The sequence below is a fragment of the Terriglobus roseus DSM 18391 genome (assembly GCF_000265425.1).
GTDB classification, from domain to species: Bacteria; Acidobacteriota; Terriglobia; order Terriglobales; family Acidobacteriaceae; genus Terriglobus; species Terriglobus roseus.
Map to the genome: position 1 here is coordinate 2159691 of NC_018014.1, position 21489 is coordinate 2181179.

At 58.7% G+C, this 21489-nt stretch carries 23 protein-coding genes; 21 read left to right on the forward strand and 2 right to left on the reverse strand.

Features of this window, described 5'->3' with window-relative positions:
• Positions 1–120 precede the first annotated feature (120 nt).
• Positions 121–1584, forward strand: a complete 1464-nt coding sequence (locus TERRO_RS08960; protein WP_014785680.1) for an MFS transporter — start codon at positions 121–123, stop codon at positions 1582–1584.
• On the opposite strand, the gene TERRO_RS08965 is transcribed toward TERRO_RS08960, so the two are convergent.
• Positions 1581–2297, reverse strand: a complete 717-nt coding sequence (locus TERRO_RS08965) for an HAD family hydrolase (RefSeq protein ID WP_014785681.1) — start codon at positions 2295–2297, stop codon at positions 1581–1583. The two genes, TERRO_RS08960 and TERRO_RS08965, sit on opposite strands and share 4 nt — an antisense overlap.
• On the reverse strand, positions 2290–3117 hold the full coding sequence (lexA, locus tag TERRO_RS08970; protein WP_245536262.1) for a transcriptional repressor LexA: 828 nt from the start codon (positions 3115–3117) through the stop codon (positions 2290–2292). Before lexA ends, TERRO_RS08965 begins: the two co-directional genes overlap by 8 nt.
• Here lexA and TERRO_RS08975 point away from each other — a divergent pair, their 5' ends adjacent.
• The 20 genes from TERRO_RS08975 (at position 3118) to flhA (ending at position 21472) form a co-directional block, all read left to right on the forward strand.
• Positions 3118–3858, forward strand: a complete 741-nt coding sequence (locus tag TERRO_RS08975) for a response regulator transcription factor (protein WP_014785683.1) — start codon at positions 3118–3120, stop codon at positions 3856–3858.
• A gap of 226 nt (positions 3859–4084) precedes the next feature.
• Positions 4085–5425, forward strand: coding sequence for a sigma-54-dependent transcriptional regulator (locus tag TERRO_RS08985; RefSeq protein WP_014785684.1), 1341 nt, complete (start codon positions 4085–4087; stop codon positions 5423–5425).
• A gap of 119 nt (positions 5426–5544) precedes the next feature.
• On the forward strand, positions 5545–5901 hold the full coding sequence (gene flgB / locus TERRO_RS08990; RefSeq protein ID WP_014785685.1) for a flagellar basal body rod protein FlgB: 357 nt from the start codon (positions 5545–5547) through the stop codon (positions 5899–5901).
• A gap of 16 nt (positions 5902–5917) precedes the next feature.
• The gene (gene flgC / locus TERRO_RS08995) at positions 5918–6367 is read left to right on the forward strand and encodes a flagellar basal body rod protein FlgC (protein ID WP_014785686.1); all 450 of its coding nucleotides are present in this window, start codon (positions 5918–5920) and stop codon (positions 6365–6367) included.
• Positions 6368–6386: 19 nt separating this feature from the next.
• Positions 6387–6710 carry a flagellar hook-basal body complex protein FliE gene (fliE, locus tag TERRO_RS09000; protein ID WP_245536263.1) on the forward strand — a complete coding sequence of 108 codons (324 nt, stop codon included), beginning with the start codon at positions 6387–6389 and terminating at the stop codon, positions 6708–6710.
• A 36-nt stretch (positions 6711–6746) separates the two neighbouring features.
• On the forward strand, positions 6747–8408 hold the full coding sequence (gene fliF / locus TERRO_RS09005) for a flagellar basal-body MS-ring/collar protein FliF (protein WP_041593180.1): 1662 nt from the start codon (positions 6747–6749) through the stop codon (positions 8406–8408).
• Complete coding sequence (gene fliG / locus TERRO_RS09010; protein WP_014785689.1) at positions 8408–9472, forward strand: flagellar motor switch protein FliG; 1065 nt, start codon at positions 8408–8410, stop codon at positions 9470–9472. Before fliF ends, fliG begins: the two co-directional genes overlap by 1 nt.
• Before the next feature lie 22 nt (positions 9473–9494).
• Positions 9495–10100 (forward strand): FliH/SctL family protein, encoded by a 606-nt coding sequence (locus TERRO_RS09015; RefSeq protein ID WP_014785690.1) that lies wholly within the window; start codon positions 9495–9497, stop codon positions 10098–10100.
• Positions 10101–11408 carry a FliI/YscN family ATPase gene (locus tag TERRO_RS09020; RefSeq protein WP_014785691.1) on the forward strand — a complete coding sequence of 436 codons (1308 nt, stop codon included), beginning with the start codon at positions 10101–10103 and terminating at the stop codon, positions 11406–11408.
• On the forward strand, positions 11405–11872 hold the full coding sequence (locus tag TERRO_RS09025) for a hypothetical protein (protein ID WP_014785692.1): 468 nt from the start codon (positions 11405–11407) through the stop codon (positions 11870–11872). The genes TERRO_RS09020 and TERRO_RS09025 overlap by 4 nt, the downstream gene beginning before the upstream one ends.
• Positions 11873–11917: 45 nt before the next feature.
• Entirely contained in the window at positions 11918–13369 is a 1452-nt protein-coding gene (locus TERRO_RS09030; protein WP_157178301.1) for a hypothetical protein, read from the forward strand.
• A 27-nt stretch (positions 13370–13396) separates the two neighbouring features.
• Positions 13397–13690, forward strand: a complete 294-nt coding sequence (locus tag TERRO_RS09035; RefSeq protein ID WP_081490714.1) for a flagellar hook assembly protein FlgD — start codon at positions 13397–13399, stop codon at positions 13688–13690.
• Positions 13691–13758: 68 nt separating this feature from the next.
• Positions 13759–14985 carry a flagellar hook protein FlgE gene (locus tag TERRO_RS09040; protein WP_014785695.1) on the forward strand — a complete coding sequence of 409 codons (1227 nt, stop codon included), beginning with the start codon at positions 13759–13761 and terminating at the stop codon, positions 14983–14985.
• Between the two features lie 85 nt (positions 14986–15070).
• Positions 15071–15610: a flagellar basal body-associated FliL family protein gene (locus TERRO_RS09045; RefSeq protein ID WP_014785696.1), complete on the forward strand. Its 540-nt coding sequence runs from the start codon at positions 15071–15073 to the stop codon at positions 15608–15610.
• On the forward strand, positions 15607–15906 hold the full coding sequence (locus tag TERRO_RS09050) for a FliM/FliN family flagellar motor switch protein (protein ID WP_014785697.1): 300 nt from the start codon (positions 15607–15609) through the stop codon (positions 15904–15906). The genes TERRO_RS09045 and TERRO_RS09050 overlap by 4 nt, the downstream gene beginning before the upstream one ends.
• 300 nt (positions 15907–16206) lie before the next feature.
• Positions 16207–17139, forward strand: a complete 933-nt coding sequence (gene fliP / locus TERRO_RS09055; RefSeq protein WP_014785699.1) for a flagellar type III secretion system pore protein FliP — start codon at positions 16207–16209, stop codon at positions 17137–17139.
• 38 nt (positions 17140–17177) lie between these two features.
• Entirely contained in the window at positions 17178–17420 is a 243-nt protein-coding gene (locus tag TERRO_RS09060; protein ID WP_281047898.1) for a flagellar biosynthetic protein FliQ, read from the forward strand.
• Between the two features lie 4 nt (positions 17421–17424).
• Positions 17425–18201 (forward strand): flagellar biosynthetic protein FliR, encoded by a 777-nt coding sequence (locus TERRO_RS09065; protein ID WP_014785701.1) that lies wholly within the window; start codon positions 17425–17427, stop codon positions 18199–18201.
• Positions 18198–19358: an EscU/YscU/HrcU family type III secretion system export apparatus switch protein gene (locus TERRO_RS09070; protein ID WP_014785702.1), complete on the forward strand. Its 1161-nt coding sequence runs from the start codon at positions 18198–18200 to the stop codon at positions 19356–19358. Before TERRO_RS09065 ends, TERRO_RS09070 begins: the two co-directional genes overlap by 4 nt.
• Complete coding sequence (flhA, locus tag TERRO_RS09075) at positions 19355–21472, forward strand: flagellar biosynthesis protein FlhA (RefSeq protein WP_014785703.1); 2118 nt, start codon at positions 19355–19357, stop codon at positions 21470–21472. The genes TERRO_RS09070 and flhA overlap by 4 nt, the downstream gene beginning before the upstream one ends.
• Positions 21473–21489: the final 17 nt, after the last annotated feature.

Sequence of the window (21489 nt, forward strand, 5' to 3'; positions counted from 1 at the left end):
AGTACATCGACCTCGTTTGACGCATTCTCTGACCTGATGGCACCGGCAGCCGATGCGTCTTCAAACACCTGCTGCGGTTATCGCGCAGGCGTGGCGGCCGAGGATCGATAAACTGGTGGCTTGAAGCCCGACTCCTCCAACCCTGCGAAGCAAACCGATCCGTCGACGCTGCGCGGTCACGCGCTGGCCGTGGCGCTGCTGGCTGCGGGTGCGCTCTTCATGGAGAATCTCGACGCGACCATCATCGCAACGGGCCTGCCCACCATGGCACGCGACTTCGGCACAACTGCCATCGCGGTCAACGTCGGCATCACAGCCTACCTGCTGACGCTCGCCATCTTCATCCCGGTGAGCGGTTGGGTCGCAACGCGATTCGGCGAGCGACGCGTCTTCGCTTCGGCCATCCTCATCTTCACGGTGGCTTCCGCAATGTGTGGTCTGAGCCACACGCTGCCTCTGTTCACGGCGTCACGAGTCCTGCAGGGCATCGGTGGATCCATGATGGTGCCGGTCGGCCGCTTGATGGTGCTGCGGGCATCGACCCAGGCGCAGTTGATGAAGGCAATCGCGTACACCATCTGGCCGGCGCTGGTGGCGCCCATACTCGGTCCGCCCGTCGGCGGCTGGATCCTCAGCTTCGCAAGCTGGCCGTGGATGTTCCTGGTGAACGTACCGATCGGCATCGTCTTGTTCTTCTTCGTCATGAAGGTCGTGCCGCCCGACCTGGAAACACGGCGCGAATCGTTCGACGTGCCCGGTTTCCTCCTTGCCGGTGGTGCGTCCTTCTGTCTGATGTATCTGCTCGAATCCATGCAGGTGACACCACTGCCCGTTGTGAAGCTGACGGTGATCGCGGTCCTCGCGGCGGTCCTGTCTCTCGGAGCGGTGCGCTGGATGCGTGTCGCGCGTGAGCCGCTCTTCCGCCCCGAAGTATGGAAGATCGACACCTTTCGCGTGAACAACGGGGCCGGCGCATTCTTTCGCATGGCCGTGTACTCCGTACCCTTCCTGCTGCCACTGCTCTTTCAGGAAGCCTTTGGATTAAACCCGCTTCAATCCGGTTCGCTCACGATGGCGGTCTTCGCGGGGAACCTCGCGATGAAGCCGCTTACGGCGCCTCTGCTCCGGCGCTATGGCTTTCGCCAGGTACTCATCGTGAACGGTTTCCTAACCGTGGTGCTGCTGGCAGCATGCGGATGGCTGCGTGCCGACAGTCCACGACTGCTGGTGCTCGCTGTGTTGTTCTTTGGCGGCCTTGCCCGGTCCATGGAATTGACCTCGCTCACCACGATCGGCTACGCCGATCTGCCCAGGGATCTAAAGGCAACCGGCACAACACTGACAACGACCATCAATCAACTAACGACAAGCCTCGGAGTGGCCGTATCCGCGTTGGCGCTGCATATCAGTGCGTCGATGCGCGGCGGCGTCAGCGCGTTTGATTTTCGTGTGGCCTTCTGTGTCATGGCCGTCTTCGCCGCGGCCAGCATGCCGGCCTACTTTCGCCTACATCCAGATGCCGGCGCCGAGGTGAGCGGAGCCGCGATCCGGCAGGAGAGGGAAGCAACGCCGGCGGAAGGCTAGGGCAGTAGCCGCCGGATGCCGCTGATCCACTCCGTCGGAGTGTCGACGATGTGATCGGGCTTCGCCTCGCGCAGGCGCTCCGGCGCAAGACCGTAACTGCAGCCAAGGCAAAGCGCCCCGGCATTTCGTGCAGTCTCGACATCCACATGCGAATCGCCGACCAGCACCGTGCGCGCCGCCGTAACCTGTCTACCCAGCAACGCACTCGCTTCCGCGATCAAAGCATGCATGCCAAACGGGTCCGGCTTCTTCAACGGAAAGCTGTCGCTGCCGTAGTTCTGAAAGAAGAAAGGCGAGAGCCCCAGACCGTCACAGATCACCCGCGACGGCCGAAAAGGCTTGTTCGTCAGGATCGCCATGGGCAAATCCGGCGCAATCTCTCTGAGACGATTCAATTCTGCAATTACGCCATGGTAAACGTAGGTGTAATCGAGGTTATGAGCGCGGTAATAGTCCAGAAAATAAGGCAGCGCCACCGCCATCAACGCATCGCTGACGCCCCCCGTAGCCTCCAGAGAACGACGCACCAGCATCGCCGCACCATCGCCGATAAACTCTGCGATGCGCGTGTCATGCAGCTCAGGCCGCTGAAGATGGGCCAGTGTGGCGTTGACGGAATTGGATAAATCCCGCTGAGAATCGATGAGCGTTCCATCGAGATCAAAGACCAGAAGATCGCAGTTCAGGCCACCGGCCAAGATCGAATCAGGCATACTTTCGCAACATACCAAGAACTTTGCCCTGAATTGCGACACGGTCCGCGGGCGCAAAAATAGGGGCCATTTCGCTATTCGAAGGCTGCAGCCGGATCAGGTTGCCCTCCTTGTAGTAGCGCTTGAGTGTCGCGTCAGAACCATCCACCAGAGCGACGATAATCTCACCTTCGCGAGCAGTGTTCGTTCGCTCTACGAGGACATAATCGCCGTTGACAATGTGCTCATCCCGCATGCTGTCCCCGCGCACTTCCAGCGCAAAAACCTCACGATTGCCGATGATCTCCGAAAGAGAAATACTCTCGGCACTCTCGATGGCTTCGACAGGCTTGCCGGCTGCAATGCGTCCCATCAGCGGCAGGCGCTCGTTGTTCCTACGAGTGCTCCGCGGCGCGAGCACATCGATGGAGCGCGAACGGTTATGTGCGCGCTGCAGCATCCCTTTGTTGTGAAGATTGGTAATGTGTTTGTGCACGGTCGCCAGAGAGCTAAGACCGAGACCTGCAGCAATCTCTTCATAGGAGGGCGAGTAGCCCTTCCGCTGCGTGAAACCCGAGAGAAAGTCTAGGACTTCCTTTTGTCGACGCGTGATCGCCATGGGGATGATTCTAGCGAATAAAAAGCGAACTGCAAGCAGAAAACTCAAGGAACCAAGATCGATACGGAACGTTACCACCTTCCCAAAGTGGAACAGTTCGCCCGGAAAGGGGTTCGGGTCCGGTTGTTGCTGCCCAACTTTAGGGGCATCTTTACTGGACAGCACGGCCCGGATATTGGGGGATTTGTGCGCATAGCAGGTCTGTTGCGGCAGGAGAAGCACATGAGAGTCATCGTTGCGGAAGACGACTTCGCTCTATCGATGTTCTTGCAAAAAGGACTTGAGCTGGAGGGCCATGCGGTGCGGTGCATCGCGGATGGCGCCACAGCGCTAGAGCAGATTCAGGAAGATGCTCCGGATCTGCTCGTACTGGATCTTGGTTTACCAAGGATGGACGGCGTGGATGTATTGAGAACCCTGCATGGAAAGGTCACCAGCATGTCCATCATGGTGTTGACCGGAAGGACACAGCTTCCGATGAAGCTTGACTGCCTGAACCTGGGCGCGGACGACTATATGATCAAGCCGTTTTCACTGCACGAACTCCTGGCGCGCTGCAGGGCGCTTGCGCGGCGTCGTGTTGGCGTTGGCACGGGTGTCCTGCAGCACGGCAGTCTCCGTATGGATCGCATCCTGCGCTCCGTAACTTTCGGTCTCGAATCCGTGGATCTGACCGTAAAGGAGTTTACGCTGCTGGAGTATCTGCTTCAGAACAAGGGACGCTCCGTCTCGCGACGTGAGTTGCTGGAGCAGGTCTGGCACATGTCTCCTGACGCCGGTACCAACGTCGTGGATGTCTACGTGAACTACCTGCGGCGGAAGCTGGGCGCGGCTGGATCGATAGACCTGATCGAGACAGTGCGCGGTGAAGGATACGGCTTGGGTACCCGCACCGATGGTGGGAAGCGCCCACCTACTTCTGTTCGCTCCGCTGGCCCTGCGTCCTTTGCAGGCGCCGCATAATGCGCATCGAAGAGCGCGCAGATGCACTGGAAGATGCGATTCATCATCTGTCCCAGCCACTGACAGCATTGACGTTTGTCATCGAGTTGGGGCGGCTCCAGCTAACCCCTGAGGCTTGGAGACAATCGCTTGATACCGCTGCGGAAGAATGTCGCAGGGCCGTCTCAGCACTGAACGCGGTTCGTCACGCAGCGGCAGCCATGGCCGCGGAAAGCATAGAAAACGCATGAGTACAGCGCCTGTAGCTCTCACGACGCAGCAACGAAGTGTCGTGCTGGTGACGCCCGATGCAGATCTGCGCCAGCGCCTGACGGATCGACTGTGCAGCATGCGCTGGAACGTTTTCACCGCGGCCGGCGGTGCTGAGGCGATGGCATATTTAAGCAATTCGGCCCCGGAAGCGATGATCGTCGATCACTGGCTGCCGGATCTGGATGCAGCGGAGTTCAAGGATTATGCCTCCGCCATGTGTCCCGAAACAGATTTGCTCCAGATGGATGGAAGTGCGTCAGCGGGCTGTGTCCGGAGCGCCCGCCGGAACGAATTGCTGCATGCGATCCGCGAAGTGCACGACGCGGGAGAGGCGACCAGTGTGCCGTCCGCACTGCCGTTGAAGTTCGACGGGCCCACATGGCTGCAAGCGCCTATCGCCATTCCGCCGCTGGAGCCGGTTCCCAAGGTGGCGGACTCGGCAGCCTTCGGTTTGCCGTTTCTCATACCTCAGAACGATGTGGTGCAAGAACATCGTAACGGCACCAGACCCCTAAGCGGACCGGTGGAGGTGCGGATGAACCTTCCCGAGATCGTGGGTGACGCGCAGCAAATGCGCGAGCTGGCAAGGGTGATTCGACTGATCGCGCCGCATAACGTGAGCGTTCTTATCAAAGGTGAGACAGGCACAGGAAAAGAACTCGTGGCCAAGGCGGTGCACCGATTGAGCGCACGTGCTGGAAAGCCTTTCGTTGTATTAAATTGCGCGGCCATCCCAGAGCATCTGCTGGAAGCTGAGCTGTTCGGTCACACGCGCGGAGCGTTCACTGGCGCGGTCGCCTCTCGCATCGGGCGCATCGAGGCGGCGCATGGCGGCACGCTCTTTCTGGATGAGATCGGAGAGATGCCGCTCCCGCTGCAGGCAAAGATGCTGCGGTTCCTGGAGAATGGCGAGATCCAGAAGGTAGGCGAAAATGATGCGGTGCGCGTCGACGTAAGGATCGTCGCCGCCACGCATCAACCGCTTGAGCAGAACACCGCGAATAAGCTCTTCCGCCTCGATCTCTACCATCGCCTTGCTGTCTTTCCGGTTGATGTACCTGCACTGCGCGAGAGAGCGGAGGATATTCCCATGCTGGCGGAACACTTCCTGCGCAGGCTCGGTGAGGCTGCGCCAAGAAGGTCGATGACACCGGAGGCACTCGGAGCTTTAATGGCCTATCACTGGCCCGGCAACGTGCGTGAGCTGGGTCATGTTCTGCAGCGCGGTGTCATTCTCTGTGGCGAAGACGCCGTGCTGCCTGAACACCTGCGCATGCGCGATCCACAAAGCACATCGTGGCTTAGCCCTGGCTAAGAATCACCTCCCTTAAAAGCTGCAAGCTTTGGCCGCTCTCAGGAGCGGCCATTCGCGTCTGGTTGCATGCGTGCATGGTTATCGGCAGGGCGATACGAGACTTGAGGGAGGAGAACGCGATGCTGGAGATGCCGACCGCTGCTGCCATCGAGCGTTATCTCTCATTGAGTACGCAGCAGATGAAGCTGACCGCTGCCAACATCGCCAACATCGACACGCCTGGCTACAAGACGGTCGGCATCGATTTCGAAGCGGAGTTTTCAAAGGCGCTTGAGAGCCACAACACAGACAAACCTGCGGAGGCGACTGTCGCTACGGTGCCCGGCCTGACGTCGCGACCGGACGGCAACAATGTCTCGGTCGATCGCGAGTCGATGACGATGGCGGCCACGCAATTACAGTTCCGAACCGGCATTGAATTACTGCGGCACCAGTACAGCCAGATGATGGACGCCATCAAGTCGGACATGAAGTGACAAAAAGGATCACGCGATGAATCTATTTGGAGTCATGGAGATCAGCAGTTCGGCCCTGCGCGCGCAACGGGTCCGTGCTGAGGTGGTCGCAGTAAATATGGCCAACGCCGAGACCACGCGAACCGAAGGAGGCATTCCCTATCAGAGGCAGAGTGTCATTCTCCAGACGGCCGCCGGCACCAGTTTTGCGGGCGCTATGAAGAGCTTTGGCGTCATCGGAGATTCCGTGGCTCCGGCAGGCGGCGTGGAGGTAGCCAGCGTGATCAGCAGCACCGCTCCCGCGCTGCGCCGTTACGATCCGTCGCATCCCGATGCGGACGGCGACGGTTACGTCTCGTATCCAGACATCAGCCCTGTAACGGAGATGGTTGACCTGATGGGAGCGAGCCGTTCCTACGGTTTGAATGCGAGCGCTGTGCAGGCGGAAAAGGGAATGCTCGCGGCCTCGCTGGATCTGCTGAAGTAAATCGCGCGAAGGGAGTGACATGATGCTGCCAATCCAGAACGCAACCGCCCTACGCGAAGCGCTGCTGCAAAGCCGCACACCATCGGCCGGTGACACGACTGTTGCAAGCTCGCCGGATCAGGAAGGAATCTTCGGTGGTTTGCTTCAGGCTGCGCAGCATCAGATCAAGGCCGCGGACACCAAGGCGCAACAGGCTGTGACCGGACTGCTTAGCGGCCAGGGCGTAGAAGTGCATGAAGCGATGATTGCAACACAGCAGGCCGACCTGACGTTCGAGCTGGCGCTGCAGGTTCGAAACAAAGCCGTCTCCGCATATCAGCAGATGATGCAGATGCAGTTCTAAACAGTAAGACGAGAGATTCAGACACGCATGGCGACAATGGCGGAAAGCACTAGCAGCGGAGGAAGTGTAAGAGCGATCCTCTCGAATCTGCGGGAGCGCTGGGCTGCTATGCCAGCGGCACAGCGTCGACTGCTGTTGATGTGTGGAGCTGCGCTGCTTGCGCTGTCGGCGCTTTCGATATGGTGGGGGACGCGCACGGATTGGCGAACACTGTTCAGTGGCATGGATGGGCGCGATGCCGTCGCGATGCAGCAACAATTGACCGTTGCCGGCATCCCTTACCAGACGACTCCGGATGGAACGGCCGTGCAGGTGCCGGCAGAGCAACTGGACAAGGCACGCGTCGCCATTTCGACAGGTGGCCTGCCGCAAAGTGGTCGTCTTGGATTCGAGTTATTCGACAAGCCCAACTGGGTGGGCAGCGAGTTTGACGAGAAGGTCAACTTCCAGCGTGCGCTGGAGGGCGAGTTGGAACATACCATCGGATCGCTCGAAGCAGTTCGTTCGGCCCGCGTGCATATTGTTCTGCCGAAGCAGGGAGCGTTCTCGTCCGAAGACCAGCCGGCAAAGGCGTCGGCCGTCTTGAAGCTTCGCCGCTCGAATCTGCCTCGCGAACAGAGTGACGCCATTCGCAACCTCATCGCGGGGTCGGTCGAAGGTCTCCACTCGGATGGGGTCACACTCGTCGATGCAGACGGGCGAACGGATTTGAGTCCGACGAGCGCAAGCGGCAACGATCTGGAGCAGGAGCATCTGCTTCACGCCAAGTTGATCCAGGTCCTGAAACCACTTGCTGGTGCAGGGAACGTGCATGCGACTGTTTCGATCGCGTACCTGCGGGGGAGCGAGGAGCACACGGACGAGGTCTACGATCCGCAGAGTGCCACTCCCGTCAGCACACAACGAACTGACCAGACGTCGGCCGCATCGCGACCTTCGGGTGTTGCGGGTGCCAGCAGCAACCCGCCGGGCGCACAAGCCACCGTGAACAATGCTGCGCCAAACACTGCACCTGCAGCCACACCGACGCCCGCCGCGACGCAGAATGGCCAGACACAGACAACGCATGAGGAGAGCAATAGCTACGCTGTGACGCGTCATGTTACGCACACGGAAGAGGCGCCTGGCCGCGTTCGCCGCGTTACAGCCGCCATCGTCGTCAACGATCGGGAGATACAACAGATGAGCGGCAAACGGATGCATACGGCCTGGCAGCATCGAACGCCGGAGGAGATGAAGCAGCTACAGCAATTGGCGCAGGCCGCCGTCGGCTTCGATGACAAGCGTGGCGACCAGGTAGTGCTGGAGAACGTCGCCTTCTCCGGTAACAACGACGTAGCGCCTGCTGGAGGTTTGACACGCGCCTTCGACGGGGTAACAGACATGCTGCGCGCGCAACCCACCTTACCGCGCGCCGTCGCAACCGGCATCGGCATCCTCATCCTGGGCCTATTCGTTCTCCGCCCGCTGACGAAGCAGACGCAACAACTTCTGGGTACGCCGGCGAAGCCACTCCTCACTGCGGCCTCAACTTCGCCCACGGGGCAGCCAGCGGAACTTGCAATTGGGGACGCTACCGGTGCACGGATGAGCACACAGCACGTCTTCGACCGAGTGACGGAGGGCATCCATGCCGAGCCGGAGAGCAGCAGGCGCCTGATCGGCAGTTGGATCGGCGCGGCTGAGGAGGCCGACTGATGGCGACCGCATCGACTACATTGGCCGCAACCGTCCCACCCATGCCAGCCGTCCCGGCCCTGACCATCGCACCCTTGCGAAAAGCCGCGATCCTCATCATGACGCTCGGAGAGCAGGCTTCGAAGGTTCTGCTGCGGGGCCTGGGAGAGGGGGAGGTCCAGCGCCTGACGGAAGAGTTGTCGCGTGTCGGGGACATCTCTCCCGAGGAACAGACGCAGGTACTTCTTGAGTTCTACAGCCTCCAGGAGACCCAGCAGTACATCCTGCGCGGAGGGCCTGATTACGCACAGCGTCTGCTGCTGGAGACGTTTGGGCGGCAGCGTGCCGACGAACTGTTACGCGATATCAGCAGGATCGGCGATCGGCAGGTGGGCGATCTGGCAGCGCTGCAGAAGATGGATCCGGCACAGGTTAGCAAGTTCCTAGAAGGTGAACATCCGCAGACAGTCGCACTCGTCCTGGCGCACCTGAATCCGAAGCGCGGGTCAGCCGTCCTGATGGCGTTGCCGGAAGACCTGCGTGTGGAAGCGGTTCGAAGGCTCGCGGAGATGAGGCAGTTCTCACCTGAGATGGCCCAACGCGTGGCTATGATCCTGTACAAACGCATCCATGCGCTGGGTTCGAATGGTCGGCAGTCGTATGCAGGATTTAAAGCTGTTGCCGAGCTGCTGAACCGTATGGAGGGCAATGCGAGTCGCAGCATTCTGGAGAGCATAGAGCAGCAGGAGCCGACACTGGCCATTGGAATCCGGAACCTGATGTTTACCTTTGAGGACCTGTTGAACGTGCCGGCTTCCAGCATTCGAGAACTCGTGAGTGCCGCCGAAAAAAGAGTACTCGCGTTGGCACTGAAATCTGCCGATGACACTCTCAGGATGCACCTGTTCGCCGCAATGAGTTCGCGCGCGGTGGAGATGCTGCAGGAAGACATGGAGACCTTGGGTCCCGTGCGCGGACGGGATGTAGCCCAGGCACAGCAGGATCTTCTGTCGCTGGCCCGCAGGTTGGAGACGGAGGGCAAGATGATCTTGAAGATGGAGGCTGATGGTGACTTCGCAAGCTAACGAGAGGTCCGCCAGGAAGATCGTGAACGCCGAGCCACTGTTCTTTCGTAGTATCGAGGAGTCCTTCGACATAGGCGTACTGCTTCCGGACCAGGCCGAAGCGAACCCTGAGCCCTTTCTCGACTTTGAGGCTAGCTTGCGCGCGGCACATGAGCAGGGCCGCCGCGAAGCGTTGGCCGCAGCAGAGCAGGATCTGGAGCAACGGCTTCTGCAGGAGCGCGAAAGCGTCAACCGTTTTGTGCAGCAGTTCGAGCAGGAAAAACAGCGTTACTTCTCAGAGGTCGAGAGCGAAGTCGTGAAGCTTTCTCTTGCCATTGCAGAGCGCGTCCTGAACCGTGAGGCGGAGATGGATCCAATGCTGCTGGAGGGTGCTGCGCGCGTTGCACTCGATCAGGTTGCAGATTCCAGCGAGACGGTCCTTCGCGTCCCGCCTGCCGAAGCCGATCGATGGCATCAGGCTTTCGCTTCGAAGCACATGCTCATTGAAGCCGATGCCGAACTGCCGCGGGGCGAGGCCGTTTTGAAGACGCGTAGCGGCACCATACAGCTGGGGATGCGGGCCCAGTTGCAGGAGATCGAACGCGGTTTCTTCGAACTGCTGGATCGCCGGCCTTCGATGGCGGCGTAGATGGCGCTTGAGAGCTACTTTAGTCATCTGAAGACCTCGCCATTCGCGCGCTTGTATGGCGAGGTCGTGGAGGCGAACGGCAGCTATGTGCAGTCGCTAGGGCCGCCGTGTTCTATAGGCGACTGCTGCGAGATTCATGGCAAGGACGGCACGCGCCACATGGCGGAGGTTATCGGGTTCCGAGCACACAATGTCCTGGCCATGCCGCTCTCCTCTGGTGCCGGTATTCGTTTCGGTGACCGGGTCTTTGGCTCCGGGACACCCGCCTCGCTAAGCGTCGGGATGGCGATGCTTGGTCGCGTGCTGGATGCCAACGGCCATCCCATCGACGGATACGGGGCGGTGCTGGGAGAGACATTGCTTCCGCTTGACCGGAACGCTCCCATGCCGCTGGAACGCACACGCATGCTGCAGCCCATCAGCGTTGGTGTCCGCGCCATCGACGCCATGATGACGGTCGCGCGCGGGCAGCGCATTGGTATCTTCGGTGGATCCGGCGTGGGTAAGAGCACCCTCATCGGCATGATGACAAGGAACACCGCAGCTGACCTGACGGTCGTTGGCCTAGTCGGCGAACGCGGCCGAGAGGTGGGCGAGTTCCTGGAGGATTCACTCGGAGAAGAGGGCCGTTCTCGGTCTGTCGTCCATGTGTCTACCTCCGATGAATCGCCGCTGATGCGCATGCGTTGCGCACTCGCTGCAACCACTACGGCTGAGTACTTTGCGGCTCGCGGGAAGCACGTCCTTCTTATCCTGGATTCCTTAACGCGCTATGCCATGGCAGCGCGCGAAATTGGTCTTGCTGCGGGAGAGCCGCCCTCCACCAAGGGATACCCTCCCTCGGTTTTTGCAAAGATGGCTCGATTGCTGGAGCGCGCAGGAAACTTCTCGAATGGCAGCATCACAGCTTTCTACACCGTCTTAATGGAAGGTGATGACGAGCAGGATCCAATCGTTGATGGCGCACGATCAATTCTTGACGGACACATCATCCTGTCACGCGAGATTGCCGGTGAGGGAAGATACCCGCCGATCGATATCCTTCGGTCGCTGAGCCGCTTGATGCCGGCGGTAGCCAGTGAGAGCCATCAGCTGCAGGCAAGGGCAGTCCGTCGCATGCTGAGCGCCTATGCGCGTGGCGAAGATCTGCTGCGAGTCGGCGCATACAAAGCCGGGTCCGATCTCGAACTGGATCAGGCAATCGCTCTGCGTCCGCTCATCCTAAAGCTGCTCACCCAAGCCACGCACGAGAGGCATGACCTCAATAGCTCGGTCCAGGCGTTAAACGATCTGACGGTGCTGCGATGACCGAGCGTCAGAGACGGGTTGAACGTTTGTTGAAGCTTCGTACCAGTCAGCACGAGTCCACGACGGTTCGATTGCGTGCAGCCCGAGCCGTGTTGCATGAGACCGAATTGGCCCTGCAGCAATGTTCACAGTGGTCACAGCAGGCACGCGAGAGCCTTGAACAATGCTCCGCTCAGGGAAATCAGCAGGAATGGCTTATCATCTGCGCGGACATCGAGGCCTCAAAGATCGTTGCCCGCGCGAGGGATACGAGACGTTCCGCTGCAGCAGCAGAGGTGGAGTTGGCTGCTGCACAGGAGGCGGACGCGAAAGTCGCGCGCAAGCAGATGGAGAGAAGCCTGGAGCTTATCGCTAAGAGTGCACGGTCGCACGACGTACGGGCAGAACAGAATGAGCTGGATGAGACGGCTCGTCTTGTTAGCGAAAGCTCATCAACAAAGCATCAGAACGGAAGATTCCCCTAACAAAACACCGGCGGTCACGGTGAATCAATTGCATTGACTCATCGCGTGAATGCACCCGCTACCACGATCGCTTCGGTACAAGCCCCGGCAAGACTACCGGAGCGATCGAATACCACACCTGAGGCCAAGAAGAGCGCAACACAGCCCCTTCATTTCTCCGATGCACTTCAGCATGCGCGCAAGGTGAGTGGCGAGCAAGTCACTGTTGCCGGCGCAAAGCAGTCCCACGGGACGCCGCAAGGTCTTAGGTCGCTCCCAGCGACTGATGGTTCCACACTTGATCTTGCACCGCTTGAAATGACAGACGGTAGGCAATCCACCTGTGAAGTGGAAGCCCTCGTCGGGACTTTAAACACGGCGCCTTCCGATTCACTCGCTGTGACGGGCGACCCTGAAAGTCCCGTGGTGACAGCAATCGACGACATCATTGCGGCGACGGATCATCCAATGGAGGATACTTCGGTCGCAGACTCTTCCTCGGAGACGGAACCAAAAGGAGCCGTTGGGAAGAGTCACGCGGCAACAAAGGGGAGAGCGGGGCTTCGGGCGCAGGCTGTAGATGAGACTTCCGACGCTGTCCAGACCGGCCCGGAAGCTGGAACTTCTTTACAGAGCAATCCGCAAGTAGCACTCACCTTCGTCATAGCGGATACCGATTCAGCAGGGAAGCCGGCAGCACTCAACGAGCAAACGATCGTCGAGAACTCCACGACCGCAGATATTACCTCGCTGTCGACAGCCAAAGCGATGAAGTCAGATTCCAAGCCACTTCCTTCGGAGCGTGTTCGCGCCAATTCGTTGGCCCTTCACCCTGGGTTGGAAAGGCCTACCGCTGCGGATGGTGAGATTGAGTCACCCGGTTCTGATGTGAGCGAAGCGGTAACTAAGGTCCTTCACGGATCTCGCCTCTCCATAAAAGAAGTTCCTACCTCTGCTGTGAGCTTCCAGCCATCGATCCAAATGTCATTCCAGTACGCCCATGGCAACATGACTCCGCTCCGGGACGATTTTATGGAGGTATCCCCGCGTGTCATCGAATCCAGTCCAACGTTGGTGACCGCTTCAGCAGTTCGGCATCTCGAGATCGCGGTTGACGATCCTGTGCTGGGAAACGTCGGTGTGCGTGCCGAGCTACGTGGCGGCGTATTGCATGCCTCAATCTCAGCCGCAGACAACATTGCGTCGACCGCTCCACAGTTACACCTGTTCCTTCAGCATCACGATGTCGCGCTGCAGAGCTTAAGTTTTACCGCGGCAGGATCAAACATCCCGCAACCTTATGGTTCTACTGCAGTCATGGCGACCTCTGAAAGCGCAAACGGTTCGTTTGTCTTTGATCAATCCAGTGCTCAGCAGCGAGGGAATCCCGAATCTGGAACGCAGTCGAAGGCGGCAGCTTCAAACGGGGATGACGACGTCCGGCGAATTCCTGTCACAGCAACTCCAAATGCAATGAACGCGGTCCGTGCAGGTAGCACTCTCAGCATTCACATCTAGCACGAAAGGTCTCCGACGATGAACTCCTTGACGACAACGAATTTCATGACACAGCAGACGGCACGTGTCTCGGCCTATGCGTCTTCCGCATCCAGTAACAGTAGTGCCGACGATGCAACGACGATCACCTCCAGCGACTTTCTGACGTTGCTGGTTACTCAGATGAAGAACCAGGATCCAACTGAGCCCACCGATCCGAGCCAGTATCTCCAGCAGCTTGTTGGCGTGAACAGCCTGGAACAACTGATCGACGTGAACAAGCAGTTGACGTCTCTCGGCGGTTCAACCGCCACTTCCACCACTTCAGCCGCAGGCGTTTAAAGCGCATCGATCCACTGCAAAGAACTACACATTAGTCCGGCCGTAACCCGGGGAAGGAACATAGAAAAATGCCATCATTTTCCATTGCGCTTACAGGACTGCAGGCTAACTCCGTCGCACTGACTACCATCGGCAATAATCTGGCGAACCTTAATACGACCGCCTTCAAGAAGCAGGGCGTCAACTTCGCAGATATGTTCTACCAGAACATCGGAACCACTGGGTCAAGCGCGCCGCTTCAGGTAGGTATCGGAACGCGCGTATCGTCCATCGAAAGCGACTTCTCTCAGGGCAACCTGGCGCCAACCGGCTCTTCTTCGGATATGGCGATCAATGGCAACGGTTTTTTTGTCGTGAATCAAGCGGGAACAAATGAACTGACGCGTGCCGGCAACTTTCAGCTTGGCCCAACGGGTAACCTGATCACAAGTGAGGGCTACGCGGTCATGGGGTATCCCTCTGTCAACGGCGTGGTCAATACCGACGCGCCGCTGCAGGCAATGAACGTACCCACATCGAAGACACAACTGGCCCATGCCACGACGGGCTTCGCCTTCACATCAAGTCTCGACTCGAGCGCTGCAGTGGGGAAGCAGTTCACCTCTTCGACCGCCATGTATGACTCACAGGGCACGGCGCACATGGTCAGCGTCAGCTTCACCAAGACGGCAAGCAATCAATGGAGCTATAGCATCAACATGCCGGCCGGTGATGCTGCTTTGAGCACCGGCAATACGGGCACATTGAGCTTCAATTCTGACGGCACGCTGGCGCTTCCTGCGTCTGATGTCACTGGAGTAACATTCGCAGGACTTTCAGATGGAGCAGCCGACATGAGCTTGTCATGGAAACTGCGAGAGGCAAGCGGGAACAGCCTTATTACGCAGAGCGCGGGCACCTCAGCGACGAATGCGAGCGCGCAGGATGGATACGCCAGCGGCACATACAAAAGCTTTGCTGTCGATGCGACGGGCACCATGACCGCAACCTTCACAAATGGCGGCACCGAAATTCTCGGCCAGATCGCGGTAGCGACGGTGACTAATCCAGAAGCGTTGGCACGTCGCGGGAGCAATCTTTACGCGGTCAACCAGGCATCCGGCGCAATGGACATCGGCGTAGCCGGCAGCGGTGATCGCGGCACCGTGGATGGCAGCACATTGGAGCAATCCAATGTCGATATCTCCACGGAGTTCGCAGATCTGATCGTCGCGCAAAGGTCCTTCGAAGCCAACTCCAAGACCATCACGGCCTTCGACACGATCATGCAGGACACCATCAACATGATTCGTTAACTCCGGTTGAGTAGCAGAGGGCTGCGTTAGTCACGGCTAATGCGGCCCTTCGACGTTCTGGTATGCCGCGTGCATTGTGAAGGATATGTCAACCTCCCCAGCTGAGATCGTCCCCAACGGAAACGTGGCCATACCACCGAAAGTAGGCGTGACCGCGATACTGCTTCCCGTCCTGCTCTCCACAGTATTAGCGCTTGGGTCGGTGGGAGTTGCGCTCTATTGGCTAACCAAGTCAGGTAAGCTCGGTGCCGCAACAGCTGCGAGTGTGGCACGACCGATCATCGTAGTCGCTCCGCCGGCATCGCATGTGCTGGCGTTGGAGCCGATGATTGTCAATCTCTCCGATGACGGGGGGCGCAGCTATCTGCGCGCCACCGTCAGCTTACGCATCAAGGACGAGCCGAAGACGGAAGAGAAGACAGATCCGAAATCCTCCGATGGTTTAGCAGCTGCGTTGCGCGACAGCACCCTGAGTGTGCTGACTCAAGAGAGTGCTGACAGCCTGCTGATTCCGGAGGGCCGGGACCGCCTGAAAGCCAAACTGCAACAGGAGTTCAAGCTCCGTAACAGCGAGACGTCCGTGCTGGAGGTTTATTTCACGGACTTCCTGGTGCAACGAGGATGAGCGCACTCGAGACCAGTCTTGCCGTGACCGACCCTGTCGGAATCACGCCGACTCCGTCACAGGACACGATGACACGTGGTGCGATTCGTTCCATCCCGTTCCGTTTGGCTGTCACCATCCCGGTTTCGGGACTGAAGCTTCGCAGCTTACGTGAACTTGGAATCGGCGAACTATTCGTCACGGATATTGCAGCTTCAGAGGATGTTCCAGTGTTTCTTGGTGGAGCCTTGCTCGGCTACGCAGAGCTAGACAACGTGGATGGTGCAATGGCCGTTCGCATGACGAGACTGAGTTGACCAAGAGGGGAGTGTTCTTATGAATGTTTCAACGGTCAGCGACGGTCGATCGCTTATGAAGCTCGCGACTAGCCTACGTTCAAAGCTCGCAAAATCCGCTGCGGGACTCATCGGAAGCCGCCGCCCGTCAGGTCATTCGCTGCAGATCCGGGAGACGTTATCGCTCGGAATCAAGCGGCAGGTCTTTCTGATTGAGTGTGACGGCCAACGATTCCTTATCACTGCCGCGGGCGACTCCATCAGTTCCCCGGTGTCGTTGGCAATTGGATCGGCAGCGCGTTGCGAAGAGACACCGCAGCTATGAGAAAGCTTTTCCCATCCTCATGCCTGCTGACCGTGATCATCGCAGTCCCGCTATGTCTGCATGCACAGTCCGCAGAGTCCTTCTGGGTGCGTCCTACAACCGCCGTGCACACGGTAGGTTTGCCCATGTCACCCAGGCCGATTTCCACGCGGTCTACGCACGAATTCGAACCCCATCGATCGACAACAAAGGCAATCCCTGCAGCAAACCCGGCCAAACCAACCCAGGAGAGTAAGGCGCCGGGTCCGTCAGCCGCGAACTCGGCGGTCCCCGCTGGCCGTAGCATTGCGGAGGCACTTGCGACTGGCAATAGTTCGCCTTGGTCGGTCGCCGTCGGACTGACTCTCCTCACGCTTGTACCAGCGATGTTACTGGCGATGACGCCGCTGGTGCGACTGTTGGTGGTCTTTCATTTTCTACGGCAGGCGCTTGGAACGCAGACCGCACCGTCGAACCAGATTCTGATGGCGCTTGGACTTATGATGACCTGGTTTCTCATGCAGCCTGTGATCACCCAGGTCAACCAGGTGGCCATCGCACCGTACCGCGCAGGAACTCTACAAGGCGAAGACGCGCTCTCACGTGGTGTCGTGCCGGTAAAGACATACATGCTTCGATACGCGCGCGACAAGGATCTGGAACTCTTCGCCTCCGCCTCGCAAGTGCAGCGTCTGGCGAAACGTGATGATGCACCGATGCAGGTAGTGCTACCCGCTTACATGCTTAGCGAGCTTAAGGCAGGCTTCCAGATTGGCGCGATCCTCTTCTTGCCCTTTCTCTTGGTTGATCTTGTGGTCGCGAGCGTAACAACGTCCGTCGGCATGTTACAGATGCCGCCCACTGTCATTTCGACACCGGTGAAGATACTTCTCTTCGTCATGGTCGATGGCTGGCACCTGCTTGCTAGCTCATTGTTGAAGAGTTTTTAGAGGGGCATGCGATGGGGCCTGACATGGTTACCGACTTGATGCGCAGACTGATGCTGGAGGCTTTACTCCTAAGCGCGCCATTGCTAATAGTTGGCTGCCTTATCTCCATTGCGCTCACGCTTGTGCAAACACTCACCGGAATTCAGGAACAGACAATCACGGCAGTACCGCGATTATTGTTCGTCTTCTTCGCCGGATTAGTGAGCATGCCCTGGTTCCTGCGGCGCGTAGTTACCTACACGTTGCATCTTTGGACGGACTTTCACCGGTTCTTGGGTTAGAGCTATGGCAATCGAAGCCGTCCCACAAAGTGGCCTCCAAGACTTGCTGTCCGCCGGCCTGTTGGTGATGCTGCGCCTGGGGAGCGCATTAGTATCGATGCCGATCTTTAACTCACCGGCGATTCCCGTAAGAGTAAGGTCCGTCTTTGTGCTGATACTCGCCGCCGTTCTGACGCCGGTCGCAGCTTACCTGCCCGGAACTGAACTCCATCTGACCGCAATGGCTCTGTTAGGTGAGGTAGCGGTTGGATTATGCTTCGGCCTCACACTCGCTTTCTTGAATGAGGCCGTACTGTTTGCTGCGTCCATGATGAGTTCTGCATTTTCGTTCTCGCTCGCGAACCTGATGGATCCTAACTCAATGGTTGAGACAGAGGTGCTGGGTACAGTGCTCAGCTGGTTCGGCGTCCTCGTGCTGCTTAGCGCAGGGCTGCATCGGACGATGCTTGCTGTGTTGATGCGCACCCTGGTGACAGTACCGCTGGGGCATGCGCCCATTGCGACCAGGTCTGCGACGACGCTTGCGAATATGGCATCGGGCATCTTCTTTTCAGGACTGCAGCTTGCCGCGCCGGTCGTTGCAGCGGCGTTTCTGGTTGAGGTCTCCGTCGGCATCGTCGGCCGCATGGCTCCGGCCCTTCCTGCCCAGATTGCATCCGTGCCCATCAAGACACTGGTCTCCTATACCGTGTTGATCGGAGCGTTGGCCGTTTGGCCGGGGTGGATGGAACACCGCTTTGTCGCGCTCCTGGATGCTGCGCAGAAAGGCATGCACGCATGAGCGGCGAGAAGACAGAGAAACCCTCAGAACAGCGAAAGAGGAAGTCGCGCGAAACGGGAGACGGAGTCAAAAGCCGTGAACTGACGGCGGCTGCTGCCATGCTCTGTGGCCTTCTACTGCTACGCGGCGCAAGCGTTCAGTTTTTGAAGGCTTGGAGCGGAGCTTACGAAAGCGCTCTCGCACACGGCACGCATGTCTTCGACACGCCCGACGGCATCGCACGGTTTCTGTCAACGTTGTTACTGCCTGCGATGGGCCCTGTCGCCGCAGTGATGGCCGCAGCGCTGGCAGGAGCGATCGCTGTCGGCGCGATGCAGACGGGGGGAGTACAAGTCCATCCTGGCGCACTCGCCTTGAAGCCGGGACGATTGAGTCCTGCAAACAACACGAAGAATATGTTTTCCATGCGGTCCGTGCTGCGACTCTCAAAGTCCCTGGTGCCCACGGCGATCGTGGTCATCCTGACCTCGCATGCTCTAAGAGGAGCAATTCTGCCGATGCCAGTCACCAGCTACGCGCGACTTCCAATCACACTCACGGCAACATACGGTCTTTCCATGAAGGCTGCATGGATTTCACTGGCGTGGTCCGCGATTGACTATCTGAATGAGTGGAGATCTTGGAACAACGGTCTGAAGATGTCGAAGGAAGACGTAAGACGGGAGATGAAGGAGTCGAACGGCAATCCTCATACGAAGGGACGCATCCGGCAGATTCAACGTGCCATGCGCAAACGCCGGGTGAGGGCCGATGTCGCCAAAGCGGCTGTCGTGATCACAAACCCCACACATTACGCGGTGGCGCTGCTGTTTGACCTCACCACTATGAGCGCACCGAAGGTCTTGGCCAAAGGACGCGATCTACATGCCCTCGATATTCGCGAGCAAGCGCGATGGGCGGGTGTCCCGATCGTGGAGAATCCACCGCTGGCCAGGTCACTCTACCGCAGTGTGGAAGAAGGGCAGGCGATTCCATTTGAGTTGTACTCCGCAGTTGCCGCCATACTGGCGTTCCTGTTTCGTGAGGCAAGTGATCGCTCGGGGCGAGACGCCCGCAACCAGACGCAACATCGAGGCTATGGCTACGCTGCGCAACCTCGAGTTCAGATTCCTGTGACCAACTATGACCCGGCCACAAGTGAAGGTGGTCGCCTATGAATACCGAGAACTCCGTGACGGCTCCTCAAAAGTTTTCCATGGCGCGGGCTAAGCCATTTCTTCTGCCAGCTGGGGCCTTGTGCACTATCTTCGTCATGCTTGTGCCGCTTCCCGGCATTGTGCTCGACCTGCTATTGGCGATATCGATCACTGCGTCATTGTTGGTCTTCCTCACTGCCGTACAGGTACGCAAGGCCACAGAGCTATCGGTCTTCCCGACACTCCTACTGTTGCTGACGCTCTTTCGTCTCTCACTGAATCTCGCATCGAGCCGTCGCATCCTCCTCCATGGCAGTGAAGGCACAAGCGCCGCTGGCGAGGTTATCCAGGCCTTTGGACAGTTCGTGGTGGGTGGCAACTACGTCGTTGGCTTCGTGCTGTTCTTGGCGCTGACCGCTATCCAGTTTCTCGTCGTGTCTCATGGAGCGGTACGAACCGCAGAGGTTACGGCGCGGTTCACGCTGGATGCGCTGCCAGGTAAGCAGATGGCGATTGACGCCGATATGAATGCCGGCCTGATCGACGAACAGCAGGCACGCAAGCGGCGCGAGGCTATCGCTCGTGAGGCAGAGTTCTATGGAGCAATGGATGGTGCGGCGCGCTTCAATCAGCGTGATGCTCTGGCCACCATCCTGATCACCGCGATCAACATCATCGCGGGTCTTCTGATCGGCGTGTTTCAACAGGGCATCGATGTCGCCACTGCCGTCAAAACGTACACAATCCTCACCGTTGGCGACGGCTTGGTGACAATGATTCCAAGTCTGCTCGTCTCGGTTGCGGGCGGGCTGGTGCTGACGCGTGCCTCCTCCGCAGGCACGTTGGATCAGGAACTGAACGCGCAACTCTTCGCGCGACGTAACACGATCTATCTCGCAAGCAGCGTCCTTCTCGCGATGGCGTTGATTCCCGGCATCCCGAAGATCCCGTTCCTCATGGTCGCAGGCGCATTGGCTCTTTTCGGCCGCCGCTTGCCCAGCGAGCAGCTACTTACGCAGGAGACAGCACTAACTGGGACGTCGAACGGTGGCGCCGCCATTTCGCCCGTACCTGGCGGTGAAGACCTCGGAAGTTTGCTTAGGGTGGAGGAACTGACACTTGAGATCGGTTTTCAGTTGATTCCGATGGTCGATGAGAAACAGGGCGGCCAGATGCTCAATCGTGTGCGCGCTCTTCGTCGACATCTGGCGACAGAACTTGGCTTTATCGTGCCACCGGTTCACATCACGGATAACCTCCGCCTTCGGCCCAGGGAATATGTGGTGCTGCTGCGCGGAACTGAGATCGGGCGATGGCAGACAGAAAATAACTGCCTGCTCGCAGTGAATAGCGATCCCAAAGCCAGATCAATCCCGGGCACCGAGACAAGGGAGCCGGCCTTCGGCGTGCAAGCGAAGTGGATCGAACCCGGCCTGGAAGAGCAGGCACTGGCGGCTGGGTATTCCGTCGTAGATCAGACCGCCGTGATCGGCACCCATCTTGCCGAATTGATACGGCGCCATGCGCACGAACTGCTTGGTCGCGTCGAGGTGAAGCGGTTGCTCGATTCAGTCAATGAGTCGCACCCCAAGCTGCTCGAGGAGCTGCTCCCGAAGCTGATGAGCCTTGGCGAGATACAGAAGGTATTGCAACAGTTGCTGCGGGAGCAGGTAAGCATCCGCAATCTTGGGACCTTACTGGAAACGATGGTGGAAGCTGCCACCCAGTCAAAGAATGTGGTCTTCCTTACGGAACAGATCCGCCAGGCACTCGGCCGCAACCTTGTACGACCGCTGCTCGATAACGATGGCAGTCTAAACGTCTTGATGCTTGACCGCGCCCTCGAAGAGCAAATCATCAGCACCTTTGATCCTGATGGTGCAGCTCGGCTGCTTGGCGAGACATCACGACCCGCGTCACAGGGAAACAACTTTCTTCGCCCAATCCTGGAGTCTGTGAAGCGCTTAACCGGCGATGGTGAACCAACGGCTCTCCCCGTGCTTCTTTGTCCATCGCCTGCTCGATATCACCTGCGGCGCTGGCTTGAGCCATTTCTGCCAAAGGTGACAGTGCTTGCACCTGCCGAGATCCCGCCGGAAGTACGGGTTCGGAGTCTTGGCACCGTGGGTGCGTGAAGTGTTGGAACAGGATC

What these genes read in the sequence shown, in the direction of transcription:
- fliE (WP_245536263.1), top strand. Translation starts at nt 6,387, where the DNA reads ATGATGCTGCCAATCCAGAACGCAACCGCCCTACGCGAAGCGCTGCTG.
- TERRO_RS09020 (WP_014785691.1), top strand. Translation starts at nt 10,101, where the DNA reads ATGGCGCTTGAGAGCTACTTTAGTCATCTGAAGACCTCGCCATTCGCG.
- fliP (WP_014785699.1), top strand. Translation starts at nt 16,207, where the DNA reads ATGAGAAAGCTTTTCCCATCCTCATGCCTGCTGACCGTGATCATCGCA.
- TERRO_RS09065 (WP_014785701.1), top strand. Translation starts at nt 17,425, where the DNA reads ATGGCAATCGAAGCCGTCCCACAAAGTGGCCTCCAAGACTTGCTGTCC.
- TERRO_RS09070 (WP_014785702.1), top strand. Translation starts at nt 18,198, where the DNA reads ATGAGCGGCGAGAAGACAGAGAAACCCTCAGAACAGCGAAAGAGGAAG.
- TERRO_RS08985 (WP_014785684.1), top strand. Translation starts at nt 4,085, where the DNA reads ATGAGTACAGCGCCTGTAGCTCTCACGACGCAGCAACGAAGTGTCGTG.
- flgB (WP_014785685.1), top strand. Translation starts at nt 5,545, where the DNA reads ATGCTGGAGATGCCGACCGCTGCTGCCATCGAGCGTTATCTCTCATTG.
- flgC (WP_014785686.1), top strand. Translation starts at nt 5,918, where the DNA reads ATGAATCTATTTGGAGTCATGGAGATCAGCAGTTCGGCCCTGCGCGCG.
- TERRO_RS09040 (WP_014785695.1), top strand. Translation starts at nt 13,759, where the DNA reads ATGCCATCATTTTCCATTGCGCTTACAGGACTGCAGGCTAACTCCGTC.
- TERRO_RS09060 (WP_281047898.1), top strand. Translation starts at nt 17,178, where the DNA reads ATGCGCAGACTGATGCTGGAGGCTTTACTCCTAAGCGCGCCATTGCTA.
- TERRO_RS08965 (WP_014785681.1), bottom strand. Translation starts at nt 2,297, where the DNA reads ATGCCTGATTCGATCTTGGCCGGTGGCCTGAACTGCGATCTTCTGGTC.
- TERRO_RS09045 (WP_014785696.1), top strand. Translation starts at nt 15,071, where the DNA reads ATGTCAACCTCCCCAGCTGAGATCGTCCCCAACGGAAACGTGGCCATA.
- fliG (WP_014785689.1), top strand. Translation starts at nt 8,408, where the DNA reads ATGGCGACCGCATCGACTACATTGGCCGCAACCGTCCCACCCATGCCA.
- TERRO_RS08975 (WP_014785683.1), top strand. Translation starts at nt 3,118, where the DNA reads ATGAGAGTCATCGTTGCGGAAGACGACTTCGCTCTATCGATGTTCTTG.
- flhA (WP_014785703.1), top strand. Translation starts at nt 19,355, where the DNA reads ATGAATACCGAGAACTCCGTGACGGCTCCTCAAAAGTTTTCCATGGCG.
- TERRO_RS09025 (WP_014785692.1), top strand. Translation starts at nt 11,405, where the DNA reads ATGACCGAGCGTCAGAGACGGGTTGAACGTTTGTTGAAGCTTCGTACC.
- TERRO_RS09050 (WP_014785697.1), top strand. Translation starts at nt 15,607, where the DNA reads ATGAGCGCACTCGAGACCAGTCTTGCCGTGACCGACCCTGTCGGAATC.
- fliF (WP_041593180.1), top strand. Translation starts at nt 6,747, where the DNA reads ATGGCGGAAAGCACTAGCAGCGGAGGAAGTGTAAGAGCGATCCTCTCG.